The sequence below is a fragment of the Xenorhabdus entomophaga genome (assembly GCF_037996725.1).
Lineage (GTDB): Bacteria > Pseudomonadota > Gammaproteobacteria > Enterobacterales > Enterobacteriaceae > Xenorhabdus > Xenorhabdus khoisanae.
The window spans coordinates 1-249 of sequence record NZ_JBBMXH010000457.1 but is presented as its reverse complement, the minus strand read 5'-3'; the positions used below and the strand labels follow the sequence as shown (position 1 = coordinate 249).

1 tRNA gene is annotated in these 249 nt (G+C 47.4%); it reads right to left on the bottom strand.

What is annotated here, in order from left to right:
- Positions 1–168: 168 nt before the first annotated feature.
- A tRNA-Ala gene (locus AAC854_RS24850) sits at positions 169–244 on the bottom strand.
- Positions 245–249 lie beyond the last annotated feature (5 nt).

The following is a 249-nucleotide window of genomic DNA, read 5'->3' as shown; positions in this document are numbered from 1 at the left end:
ACCCGAAGGTGTCTTCGGACTGGAGTATTGAGAGACTCATCCCTGCCATTTTTCAATGACACGGATTGTTTCAAATTTTCAGCTTGTTCCAGATTGTTAAAGAGCAATATTCCACAATACACCGGCCTTAGCCGGTATATTCTGAAATCATTTTCATGAAAGAGGTAATGGTGGAGCTAAGCGGGATCGAACCGCTGACCTCCTGCGTGCAAGGCAGGCGCTCTCCCAGCTGAGCTATAGCCCCATTGA